The sequence below is a fragment of the Vibrio salilacus genome, assembly GCF_002811245.1.
In the GTDB taxonomy this organism is placed as follows: domain Bacteria; phylum Pseudomonadota; class Gammaproteobacteria; order Enterobacterales; family Vibrionaceae; genus Vibrio; species Vibrio salilacus.
The window spans coordinates 234,786-247,306 of record NZ_NIVQ01000002.1; the positions used below are offsets into that span (position 1 = coordinate 234,786).

8 protein-coding genes, 1 tRNA gene and 2 pseudogenes are annotated in these 12,521 nt (G+C 44.0%); 5 read left to right on the forward strand and 6 right to left on the reverse strand.

Going from position 1 to position 12,521, the window contains the following annotated elements; all coding sequences use genetic code 11:
• Window positions 1–230: 230 nt before the first annotated feature.
• Both CDZ87_RS02465 and CDZ87_RS02470 read right to left on the reverse strand, forming a co-directional pair.
• A complete protein-coding gene (locus tag CDZ87_RS02465; RefSeq protein ID WP_100752021.1) occupies window positions 231–1,691 on the reverse strand; it encodes a protein adenylyltransferase SelO in 1,461 nt (486 codons plus the stop codon).
• A gap of 295 nt (window positions 1,692–1,986) precedes the next feature.
• A complete protein-coding gene (locus tag CDZ87_RS02470; protein ID WP_100752022.1) occupies window positions 1,987–2,598 on the reverse strand; it encodes a DUF2913 family protein in 612 nt (203 codons plus the stop codon).
• A 960-nt stretch (window positions 2,599–3,558) separates the two neighbouring features.
• Here CDZ87_RS02470 and istA point away from each other — a divergent pair.
• The 4 genes and pseudogenes from istA to CDZ87_RS02495 all read left to right on the forward strand — a co-directional run.
• Window positions 3,559–4,995: pseudogene (istA, locus tag CDZ87_RS02475) on the forward strand (IS21 family transposase); the annotation flags it as partial.
• 10 nt (window positions 4,996–5,005) lie between these two features.
• Window positions 5,006–5,746, forward strand: a complete 741-nt coding sequence (istB, locus tag CDZ87_RS02480) for an IS21-like element ISVch3 family helper ATPase IstB (protein WP_100752023.1) — start codon at window positions 5,006–5,008, stop codon at window positions 5,744–5,746.
• A 926-nt stretch (window positions 5,747–6,672) separates the two neighbouring features.
• Entirely contained in the window at window positions 6,673–6,921 is a 249-nt protein-coding gene (gene hipB / locus CDZ87_RS02490; RefSeq protein ID WP_085609381.1) for a type II toxin-antitoxin system antitoxin HipB, read from the forward strand.
• A complete protein-coding gene (locus CDZ87_RS02495; protein WP_100752024.1) occupies window positions 6,921–8,234 on the forward strand; it encodes a type II toxin-antitoxin system HipA family toxin in 1,314 nt (437 codons plus the stop codon). The genes hipB and CDZ87_RS02495 overlap by 1 nt, the downstream gene beginning before the upstream one ends.
• A gap of 34 nt (window positions 8,235–8,268) precedes the next feature.
• Here the strand turns inward: CDZ87_RS02495 and CDZ87_RS02500 are convergent.
• Window positions 8,269–8,517 (reverse strand): annotated as a pseudogene (locus CDZ87_RS02500) (IS66 family transposase); the annotation flags it as partial.
• 346 nt (window positions 8,518–8,863) lie between these two features.
• A tRNA-Arg gene (locus CDZ87_RS02505) sits at window positions 8,864–8,940 on the reverse strand.
• A gap of 202 nt (window positions 8,941–9,142) precedes the next feature.
• Between CDZ87_RS02505 and folD the strand changes: the two genes are divergently transcribed.
• Window positions 9,143–10,003 carry a bifunctional methylenetetrahydrofolate dehydrogenase/methenyltetrahydrofolate cyclohydrolase FolD gene (gene folD / locus CDZ87_RS02510; protein WP_038172954.1) on the forward strand — a complete coding sequence of 287 codons (861 nt, stop codon included), beginning with the start codon at window positions 9,143–9,145 and terminating at the stop codon, window positions 10,001–10,003.
• A 108-nt stretch (window positions 10,004–10,111) separates the two neighbouring features.
• Here folD and CDZ87_RS02515 read toward each other — a convergent pair whose 3' ends face one another.
• Together CDZ87_RS02515 and CDZ87_RS02520 are read right to left on the reverse strand one after the other, a co-directional pair.
• The gene (locus CDZ87_RS02515) at window positions 10,112–11,311 is read right to left on the reverse strand and encodes a NupC/NupG family nucleoside CNT transporter (protein WP_100752025.1); all 1,200 of its coding nucleotides are present in this window, start codon (window positions 11,309–11,311) and stop codon (window positions 10,112–10,114) included.
• Between the two features lie 229 nt (window positions 11,312–11,540).
• Window positions 11,541–12,482, reverse strand: coding sequence for a LysR family transcriptional regulator (locus CDZ87_RS02520; protein WP_100752026.1), 942 nt, complete (start codon window positions 12,480–12,482; stop codon window positions 11,541–11,543).
• Window positions 12,483–12,521 lie beyond the last annotated feature (39 nt).

Below are 12,521 nucleotides of genomic sequence, written 5' to 3' on the forward strand. Positions count from 1 at the left end.
AGCCAAGTTAGAAAAAAGACAATTAATAATTATAAATCAATAATTTATGAAAACCTCGCATTTTTGCGCTCTGTTTGAGATCACATCTTGCAACACAAATGGGTGGAAACGTACCCATCAAAAAAACCAAGACGGGTCAATTGACACATATTTAAAAAAAATATAAAGAAGACAAACCAAATGACCATGACGCAACTTGACCAGCCCTCGTCACATTTTGTTAACACTTGTTATGAGGAGCAGCTTATCTCCATCTTTTTGCCCCATTGCGGCGGTAAATTCGCGTACGCTGTCATCTCGGGTTGTTCATCATAAGGCTGGGCCAATAATCGAGCTAAGCGCTCCACCTCACTAAAGTCCCCTTGTTCAGCTTTATCAATCGCAATTTGTGCTAGGTAATTGCGTAAAATGTATTTCGGATTCACCGTTCGCATCTTATGGCAACGCTGCTCGGCTGTTAATGGATTGCCTTGCTCATCTCGTTCTAATTCACAGCGTAATAAGTATGAATTTAACCATGGCTGGGCCGCTTGGCGGTCAATAAACAGATCCAGTAACGCCGCAATGCCGTGACGATCGACACAGGAGAGCTCGCGGAAGAAACGCGTATAATCAATTGAGTGTGTTTCGAGGAGTTCAAACATTTCCGCAAACAACTGGCTGTCTTGCGCTTGTTTACTCAATAAGCCCAATTTTGCCCGCATGCGCTGGCTAAAACAGTCACTCAAATGCTGTTCGAATTGCGCTAGTTGTTGCTCTAGGTCGGCGCGCTCAATCAAAGGGGACAAACTGTGTGCCAATGCAGATAAGTTCCACAATGCAATACGCGGTTGCTGATCAAACGCATAACGCCCTTGATAATCAGAATGATTACAAATGTAGCCAGGTTCGTAGTCATCCAAAAAGCCAAACGGCCCATAATCAAAGGTTTCACCAAGAATCGACATATTGTCAGTATTCATCACCCCATGCGCAAAGCCGTACGCTTGCCACCAGGCGATCATTTCAGCCGTTCGCGTTACAATATGATGAAACATCGCCGCATAAGGATTTTGCTGCCCTTTACAATCAGGCAGATACCATTCGATGACTTTATCGGCGAGCAGCTTGAGTTGGTCAATTTGATTGGTATAGAAGAAATGCTCAAAGTGGCCGAAACGGATATGCGTGCGTGCAGTGCGCAGTAATAAGGCACCCTGCTCACATTTTTCACGATATACCGGCGTATCGCTGACCAACATACCAAGTGCTCTCGTGGTTGGAACACCTAAAGCGGCCATCGCTTCGCTGCACAGATACTCTCGAATCGTTGATCGCAGCACAGCACGGCCATCGCCCATTCTCGAATAAGGCGTTAGACCTGCGCCTTTTAAGTGTAAATCAAACCATTCACCTTCGCGGTTACTCAACTCACCAAGTAATACGCCTCGCCCATCACCCAAATCCGGATTATAAGCACCAAACTGGTGACCTGCGTATTTCATCGCTAAAGGTAAAGTACCGTCAGGTAACACTTCTCCGGTAAAAAGGCATTTTAACTCACCTTGTGGCGCGGATTGAGGTAGATCAAAGGTATCAGCTAGCTGAGCGTTCCAAATAACCCAACGTGTCAATTCTAATGGCTGAGGAGTGACATAAGAGTAAAACTGACTCGGTAGTAGAGAGAAACGATGTGTAAGTGATGACAACATTAAGACATACAAACTATTAACCAAATAATAGTTTGACGCTAGCACACTGGTTTAACGATATCTAGCAACACTGTTGCTTAAAACGCAACATTAGGTAAATTTTTATCTTCGTTAGAAGGCATATTCAAACCAAGGTTATAAGCCGAAACACAACATCATAAAAAGAAAAATATAGTCAATATAGCGAGCAAAGAAAATAGAAAACAGGCTGTGCAAACGAACAATGATGAAGCGATTTAGCTAAGTTTACGAGCTTTCTGTACAAAAAAGGGCCAACATCACTTTTTATTGCCCGTTATTTTCTCAAGCTTAAGGATATACGCACAAAATCACCATCTTCGAACTCAAGTTTGTGGTCAAACAACGATGAAGAATAGATGATACGTAAGAACGCATTTTTCTCGCCGTACGTACCACGAAACAGCATCGAAATATCATTAACCAGTCGATTTCGGTGGTTAAAATGCGCATTTAAATCTTGCGAGAGTACACACAACAAACACCCTTTGCTGTTATGTTTAAGATCAACAGATTCTGGGCTTGATACCAAAACGGTGGTATTGAGTTCTTTCTCTAAGGTATTCACTAACAGTAGAAAGCTGTCGAGGTGAGGAAGCTCATCCCCTTCCGATGGCGTGAGTAAGTTACCCAGCATACCTTCCATATCCAAACGCTGAGCACGGGCGTGGCTCACAAGTGAGCGCACTTTCTTTTTCAAGGGTTTGTATTTCTTGCTGTTGGCGGCCTTATTTAACCACGCAGAGAGGATATCGTTGATGTCTGAACGTGGCTTACGCACCAAAACCTTACCTACATGATTCGTTCGCAGGTGAAGTAAAGCATGCAGGGCTAACTCGGCCAGCAAAGGTTCAAACTCTGGTTTAATATTGGTATGGATACTGCGCATGTTCTCTGAACGTAAAGAGCCAAACTTAGGTTTGGTCTATTTGTTTTAGAAGGAGAGATATGCTACCGAAAAGCTTTGCGTAAGTACAGTAGGCTGTTTTAAATGATCACAAAAGCACCACCATGGCACCTCAGAAACGACAAAGGCCTGACAACTTGATAAGCTGTCAGGCCTTATAGAATATGGCACGCCCTGTAGGATTCGAACCCTTATAGAGTATAAATCCTATATCCACTCGGTGGGTGGGTGAGTAATCTCACCGCCACAAATTACCATTTCTCAATCGGAACAACTTGTCTGAACACCGGGATGACGGGGATTCTTGCCCTCCCTGTATGCACTCAAATATATAAAGTGCAGAGCTTTCCGTCATCCCATCCACGACAATTTATTGATGCACTGAAGTGCAAACGTGGAACTCTCAATTAGTGCATCCGAGTGCAAGCGTAGATCAGAAATAATGCTACTTCGTATCTCTCATCTATCTCAGATATAACACGTGCTTAACAATGAGTGTTAACGATCATGGATGCTTAACTCTCTGCCCTTTTTGTCATCATTAAAGTCCGCAGTATTAGTTCGAGCAGAGCCCACCACTGAGCCAATATATACACCGAGTTTAATCCGTGCTTACTTCTCTTTATTTAGAGTCATTTCTTTGAGATTCTTTGAGTGGTCAAGCCTTTTACCCACTAAAAGTCCATTATATTACCCTTATAAAGATAGGTATGGACAATGTCAGGGGGGATTGAAGGTAGTCAGCTTTCGCAAGGATTCATAACTAATGTTACATCGCTTAGTTGATGACTGATGGTGTTACGCACTTCTGCTATAGCACGTCTCTGGACAGTTCTGTGTTATATGTATTGTTAAATTAGCATTTAACGGATTACTTTAGGTATAGCAAAACCTTTAATGTAATGGCCAAATTCACTTAGCTACTACAATGGGGCGTTTACGAAACTCGGCCCTTCCACCATCTCGGAACTCCTCACTCGCTTTAAACAAAGCCAACTTGGCTGGCCTCTACCCGAAGGTTGCAGCGATGCTGATCTCACGCAGGCGCTATATCACGGCAAGAAAGCCAGTCGCGATAAGGTGATGCCAGACTTTACGCAATACGCTGTCGAACTCAGACGCAAAGGCATGACGAAGATGCTGCTCTGGCAGGAATATCATGAGCAATATCAAGAGCAAGCCTACGCTTACACTCAGTTCTGTGAACACTTCACTCGTTGGTTCAAAACCCAAAAGCGCAGTATGCGTCAGCTCCATGTGGCAGGTGATAAGCTGTTTATCGATTACTGTGGGCCTCGGCTTCAGGTAGTCAATCCTGACACAGGCGAAGTGCGCGAAGCCGAAGTGTTCGTGGCGACCTTAGGCGCGTCCAACTACACTTATATGGAAGCCTTCCCCAGCCAAGGGAAGTCTTACTGGTTAGAGGCGCATGCCAATGCCTTCGAGCACTTCGGTGGCGTCCCCCATCTCTTGGTCCCCGATAATCTACGCAGCGCGGTCACCAAAGCGAATCGTTATGAGCCGAGACTGAACGACAGCTATCAGAAACTGGCCAATCACTATCAAACCGCCGTAATGCCAGCTCGCCCCTACAAACCAAAAGACAAAGCCAAGGCAGAGAATGCGGTGCTCCTAGTGGAGCGTTGGATCATGATGCGGCTTCGCCATCAAACCTTCCATACCTTCAAAGAGCTGAACCTCGCCATCCGTGAGCTTATGAATGACTTAAACGAACGTGAGATGAAGCAGTATGGTGCGAGCCGCAAAGCACTGTTCGACAAACTCGATAAACCCGCGTTAAAGCCATTTCCTAAGCAGCGATATCTCTATACCGAAACCAAGCGAGCCAAAGTTGGGCCTGATTATCACATCGAATATCGCCGTCACTACTACTCGGTTCCCCATCAACTGGTTGGCCACCATGTCGAGCTGGAAGCCTCCAACCGTCTGGTGCAGATCTACCACCAAGGTAACTTGATCGCGCAACATCCACGCAGCCAAAGGGAACGTGGAAACAGCACTCAACCAGAGCACATGCCGAGTAACCATCAACATCAAAAGTGGTCGCCTGGACGCTTGCTCAACTGGGGAGCCAATATCGGCCCAGCCACACGAGAAGTCGTCAATAAGATGCTGAACGCCAAACCTCATCCAGAGCAGGCCTATCGTTCCTGTCTTGGGCTGCTCAATCTGAGTAAAAACCATGGCGAGTCGCGCCTAGAACAAGCCTGTAAAGATGCGCTGATGCTGACGAAACCGAACTACACCTTCATCAATAATCTGCTGAAAAACAATCGCGAGGGGCAATTGAATAAAGACACCTCAAGCACACCGAACCTTGCTCACAGCAATGTTCGTGGCCCGAACTGTTATCACTAGGAGAAAGGATATGAACGCACTGAACGACCAACTCAAAACCCTGCGCTTAAGTCATGCGGCGAAAGCGTTAGAGCAGCAACAAGAGCAACTGACCACCTACGCAGAGCTGGACTTCGAGGAGAGGTTAAGCCTACTTCTGGAAAGTGAAATCTTGAATCGCAATCAGAGCAAAATCCAACGCTTAAAACGACAAGCCAAGCTGAGACTGGATGCTCAGCCAAGCCAACTTATTTACAAGGAGGGACGAAACCTCAACCGCAAGCAGATGAGCGAACTGCTGATGGGCAGTTATCTTCACAAGCACCAGAACATCTTGATCACAGGCCCAACAGGCGCAGGCAAAACGTATCTTGGCTGCGCACTGGCAAGCAGCGCCTGCGACCAACAACACACGGTCAGATACTACCGATTAACTCGCCTGCTTGATGACCTGACCGCAGGTCGTCTGGATGGTAGCTATCAAAAGCAACTTCAATCGTTGGCTAAGAAAGCCCTACTGATCCTCGACGACTGGGGGATGGAGAAACTGACTCAAGAGCATGCAGGTCACTTGTTAGAAGTGCTTGAGGACCGCTACCAAAACAGCAGCACAATCGTCATCAGTCAACTACCTGTCAAAGAGTGGTACAACATGATCGGCAACGCCACCGTCGCTGACGCTCTCATGGATCGTCTCGTTCACAATAGTCATCGAATAGAACTGGGAGGTGAGTCAATGAGAAAACTGGCGCAATCCGATCACTTAGAGTAAAAATAGGAAGAGAGAAAAACGGTAGGATCAGGTGATCGGAATAAACCGAAACGAGCGATCGCAATCACCGAAATACGCACACGTTATAAGCGCATTCCCATGCGTGGGAATGGTGCCGTTATTTCGATATCGTCACACCCAATTCATTAAACACTCCCACGTTATAAGCGCATTCCCATGCGTGGGAATAGTGCCGTTATTTCGATATCGTCACACCCAATTCATTAAACACTCCCACGTTATAAGCGCATTCCCATGCGTGGGAATGGCTGTCTGACCTTCATATCTTGAAATTTAATTGGGTTAAACAACCCTATGTAATAACCACATTCTCATGTATGGAGTAATTGAATGATGTGATACGCCCTAACTAACCAAGCTAGCTCGACTTAGAGTCTTGTTTAGGAAACTTCAGAATTGGTAATTTAAAAGTGCAATGAGCGCGAAATACAACATAACGCTCGGTTTAATCAAATGGCGGGTATTAATGTCGAGTCAACCAATCATTGATCCAGAAATAGCTACCAGATTAGATATGCAAAAACAGAAACCAAACATTAAGCATTTGATTTGTAATAACATAAAAGAAAAAGTAACAGACTCAGATCCCCTAACCAAGTTTTATTAGACTATTTGAGATCTTGTTTAGGACTCAAAGATGTATGCCTGAATAGATATATCCTATAGAGGGGTAAAGCATTATCTATCCCCCGAAAGGGATAAGGCACTATCTATCCCCTAAAAGGGATAATGCGCTATCTATCCCCCAGAAGGGATAGTGCATTATCTATCCCCTGAAAAGGATAGTCATGTTATTATCGCTTGTAAGGGATAATATCACTAAAAATCTATAGCAAATTTTGAATATAGGTCGAATAGGTTATGCGGATCTCACTAGATAAACAGGCTACTCGGGGGTAGTACAAATGATATATAGCCCAAAACAACTCGCAGACAGAATGCTACTCATCAGGCAAAAAAATCGCTGGAGTCAAAGTGAGCTAGCAAAAAAAGTAGGTTTAAAACAATCGACTATTTCTAACTTTGAAAATAATCCTAGTGGAACAACACTTTCAACCTTTTTCAAGCTGCTCCAAGCGATGGAGTTGACAGTAAGTGTTAATGAAAAAAATCATAAGCCAGAGAGCAATACTAATAGTGATGAGGATTGGTGATGCAAGAATTAGTCGCATATATGAACGGAGAGCTTGTTGGTAGATTACAAAAACAAACAAATGGAGCACATTCTTTCAAATATGACCCTAGCTGGATTGATAGTGATAAAGCCCGCCCTTTATCACTATCATTAAAACTACAACTAAATTCTATAAAGTCAGACGCAGTCATCAACTACTTTGATAACCTTTTGCCTGACGCCCCAAAAGTTCGAGACAGAATTGTAGCAAGATACAAGGCAGCATCTAAACAGCCATTTGATCTTCTCAAAGAAGTTGGGAAAGATAGTGTTGGAGCAATCTCATTATTGCCTCCAGATCAACCTTACAAAGAAGAGCCTCTTAGCTATAAAATATTAGACGAGAACAAACTTGAAAATGTACTTCTCGCCTACAAGTCGGACATCCCACTAGGAATGCTAGAAGAGGAAGATGATTTTAGGATTTCTGTAGCAGGCGCCCAAGAAAAAACAGCTCTACTTCGCTTCAACGAACAATGGTGTATACCAAAAGGTAATACACCAACAACACACATTATAAAGTTACCTATCGGTGAGATACAGCAAGCTCAAGCAACATTGGATTTAACAGATAGTGTTGAAAATGAATTCTTATGTATTGAGTTAGCTCGGGAGCTTGGTTTTCAAGTACCTAAAGTTGAAATCATCCAAACAAGTGAAGTAAAAGCATTAGCAGTAGAGCGCTTTGATAGACGTTGGAACCGTGATAAAACAAAACTATTGCGTTTGCCACAGGAAGATATTTGCCAGGTAAAAGGGATGCCCTCATCTATCAAATATGAATCTCAAGGTGGACCTGGAATTGCAGAAATAATGGATCTATTAATGGGTTCTAACAATGCAATCGAAGATCAATATAACTTTATGAAATTCCAAGTTTTTCAATGGGCAATCGGCGCAACAGATGGACATGCTAAAAACTTTTCTATCTTTATAGAAAAAGGAGGAAGCTACAGACTAACCCCTTTCTACGACATTTTATCAGCATACCCAGTACTAGGAGGAAAAGGCCTAAACATTCGGAAGTTAAAGCTTGCTATGGGGTTAAAAGCAACCAAGGGTAAAAAGTATGAGATAAGTAAAATCTATCCTCGTCACTTTATTGATACAGCTAAGCATGTAGGTTTTGACCAAGAAAAAATGCAAGCGATTCTTGATGAAATGCAAGTTGAAATGCCTAAAGCTATTGAGCGCTTAAAATCCAGATTACCTAAAGAGTTCCCGACTCAAATTGCTGACTCTATCTTCAACAACTCACTTAATATGACTGAAAAACTAAAACTAGGTAGCTAAGACGTAAGCGCCCATGAACCTACGGGGCGGTTTGCTAATGTTTGAAGTTCCATGGTAGAAGCGCATCTATATTAGGCTCAGCTTTCGCTGTCTCGACGATGCTGTAAAGTATCGTACTCACTTCAGCCTCATTTGGGTTGGTCGAGAAGAGCCAGTTTTTTCTGCCAATGACCAGCGGCTTAATTGCACGTTCAGCACGGTTATTGTCGATAGTTAAGTGGCTGTCGTCAATGTAGCGAATAAGTTTCGGCCATTGTCCGAGCGTGTATTCTATCGCTTTACCTGACCATTACATGGATAAAACTAAGATCTTTCATGAGCATGTTCAAAGTACAGTCAACATCAGCCCTGTATTGCCTTTGATATGAGTTTATAAAGCACTTGATATATCCACACCATAGTAGCACTCCTTCGGTATCAACTAGGATTTGGCAATACATCGATGCCCAACTCCCCAATGTAAACAAAGCACGTACTAACATTGAAAGGGGAATAGTAAGCATGGTAATTCAGTTAGTTACATTAAGCTTCACGCTTACTTGACTAGTTACTTGACTAGTTACTTGACTAAAAATAGCAAAAACGAAAAAGGGCGTAGCAAGTACTAACCTGCTACGCCCCGAAATAAATGGCACGCCCTGTAGGATTCGAACCTACGACCACATCCTTAGAAGGGACGTGCTCTATCCAGCTGAGCTAAGGGCGCGCTACAGGGACAGAATTATACGAGTTCAAACTGTTAACACAAGAGCTTTTGTTAACAATCTATCCTGAATGAACAAAAAAAAGTCACCACAGCATTCATTGCTTAAATTTACCACGAAGCAAACGTTTGCTTATAGATGTTCATTAAATAATTTGCGACAATGCGCGGCAAATAAGTCGCCATTCATTTCTTAAGGAAAGTCATGACAGCTCAAAATATCGATGGAACTCTTATTTCTCAAACTGTGCGCTCTGAAGTTGCGGCACGAGTAAAGGCTCGCAAAGAAGCGGGGTTACGTGCCCCAGGACTTGCAGTAGTGCTAGTTGGCGAAGACGCCGCATCACAAGTGTATGTGGGTAGCAAGCGCCGCGCGTGTGAAGAGGTAGGATTTGTATCCAAGTCATTTGATTTACCCGCCAGCACAAGTGAACAAGACCTTCTCGCATTAATTGATGAGCTAAACAACGACGCTGAGATCGACGGTATCTTAGTTCAACTTCCGCTACCAGCGGGCATCGATACCACTCACGTTCTCGAACGCATCCACCCTGAAAAAGATGTCGATGGCTTTCACCCATACAATGTCGGGCGCCTAGCACAACGCATTCCTAAGCTTCGCTCATGTACGCCAAAAGGCATTATTACCCTACTTGACCGTTATAACATCGATCTACGTGGTAAACATGCGGTTGTTGTTGGTGCTTCCAACATCGTCGGCCGCCCGATGACCTTAGAGCTATTGCTTGCGGGTTGTACGACAACCACATGTCACCGTTTTACCAAAGATTTAGAAGGCCATGTTCGTCAAGCCGATGTCGTGGTAGTTGCGGTAGGTAAGCCGAACTTCATCCCTGGTAACTGGATTAAAGATGGTGCAGTCGTGGTTGATGTTGGTATTAACCGTTTAGAGTCTGGCAAGCTTGTCGGGGATATTGACTACGCAAATGCAAAAGAGCACGCAAGTTTCATCACGCCAGTCCCTGGTGGTGTTGGCCCAATGACAGTCGCTAGCTTGATTGAGAACACCATGCTCGCCTGTGAGCAGTTCCACACCAAAAAATAATCTCCAACAAGATCGAGATAAAGCAACGGGCAGCTCATTGGGCTGCCCGTTTTATTTAGATTCAACTCAAAGCGCACAAGCCTAACCGCTTATACCCTATACGCCTTGTTACAAACTAAGAATAACACCTGCAATAGAGGCACTCATTAAATTGGCCATCACGCCCGCTGCAATGGCGCGGAATCCATATTTAGAAATAAACGGACGTTTCTCGGGCACTAGACTACCTAGCCCACCAATCAACATCGCCATGGTTGAAATATTAGCAAAACCACATAATGCAAAGGTAACAATCGCTTGCGAGTGTTCACTTAATTGACTCTGCACTTCCATCAATTGAATAAAAGCGACAAACTCATTAACTACAATTTTATTGCCAATTAAAGATCCTGCGGTAACCGCTTCATGCCAAGGAATACCCAGTAACCACGCGACTGGCGCAAACAAGTAGCCAAGGATAAGTTCAAAGCTCAACGAAACCCCAATTAAGTTCCCAATCCAGCCAAGCATGCCGTTAAGCATGGCAATCACACTGATGAATGCCAGCAACGTTGCACCAACTGCAACCGCAATTCGTAAACCCGACATCGCACCATCTGCCATAGCTTCAACAACATTAGTCGCTTTGGGCATTTCTGCGTTATCAAGCTCAGTGACACTATCGATCGTTTCGGTCTCTGGCACTAAGATTTTGGCCATTAACAAACCTGCTGGCGCTGACATAAACGCTGCAGCAATCAAATAGTTGAGATCCACGCCCAATGACGCGTAACCGACCAAAGTGCCACCAGCTACAGACGCCAGTCCACCAGTCATCACTGCGAAAAATTGTGAATTTGTCATTTGTTTAAGGTAAGGCTTTACCACTAACGGGGCTTCTATCATGCCAACAAAAATGTTCGCCGTTGCCGAAAGCGACTCAGCGCGGCCAATACCAAGTAGTTTTTGCAAACCACCGCCAATGAAGTTAATCACTTTGGGCATCAACCCAATATGATAAAGGCCTGAAATCAGAGCAGAAAAGAAAATGATGATACCAAGCACGTTGATCGCAAAAGTAAACCCCCCCGTAGCTAAACCACCAAATAAGAAAGTAATACCTTCTTGTCCATAATTAATCAGGTTAGACACTGCGCCCGTAACGCTGCTTAACGCCTCTTTGCCCGCCGGAACATAAAGTACCAACAAGGCAAAGGTAATTTGCAGAACAAACGCCAGTGAAACGGTTTTAAAGTTGATTTGCTTTCTATTTGTAGACAGTAGCCAAGCGGTGAATAGTATGGCGACGATACCAAATATTGAGTTCATAAAATGAATCCGACAAAAAGGGGGAACAAGAGTGGCGTCGGAGTCTATGGATTTAAAAACGAGATGCAAGTCACAGTTGTTAAATGGATGTATTTTATGCCGAGCAAAAAAACACCACCACCTTAACTCGTTGATTAAAATACATATAAACGTTTGCTTAAATCGAACTTTTCTATTTGGAAATTATGTTTATGGAATAGGAAAAACTTATTAGTGAACACCTGTCTAATCAAGGTCGTTGTACATATGGCGCGAGCTTTTTATCCCAGTGACACGGATTACCGATTTTTTGTTTAATAAACTCAATAACAGCGACTGTCTTCTTAGGCAAATAATGACGACTTGGATAAACCGCATAAAACGGCATACTTTGGCAAGCACACCAATCGGGAAACAACTGAATCAGTTGCCCACGCTTAAACTCGTCACCAATCAGATAAGTTGCGAGATATGCAATCCCCCACCCTGCCACCGCTGCATCGCGAACCGCTTCAGCCAAATCTACCGAGTAGTTGCCCGACACTTTGATATTCAGTTGCTCTTGATGGTTGCTGAACGCCCATCGAGTGTAATCTCTCTCCCAACTACGATAGATCAAGCAGTTATGATCGATTAGCTCACTGGGGTGAATGGGGGTTTGATGCTTGACTAAGTAATCAGGAGACGCAGCCACCACAAATTGCGAGTCAGCCAAACGCTGAGCCACGTATCCTTCGGGTAAATGTTCATTGTTGGTGATCCAAAGATCTAGCCCTTCTTCTAGCATGTCCACCTTGTAATCAAAAAGATGAACTTCAACTTGCAGATTGGGATACTGTTGCCGCAACTCATCAATAGCAGGAATGATATGCAACGTCCCAAACGACTGAGATAAGCCGATCTTAACCAAACCTGCGACTTCGTCTCGCTGGCTTTCCACTTCAAGATTTGCCTCACCGACAACCGACACTAAGTGAACACAATGCTGGTGAAACTTCTGTCCCACTTCTGTTGGCGTAAAACTGCGGGTAGTACGTTGTACAAGCTTTACACCTAATGAGGACTCCAACTGAGCCAATTGTTTGCTGACATGAGAAACCGACACTTCAAGACTCTTGGCAGCTAAAGTAAAGTTCTTATGTTTTAGCAAAGCGGCAAAGATCACCATTTGCGCAGCACGTTCTGAAAGCACATTCTCTCCAAAATGAAAAAGGAGCTCAATTGAACTCCT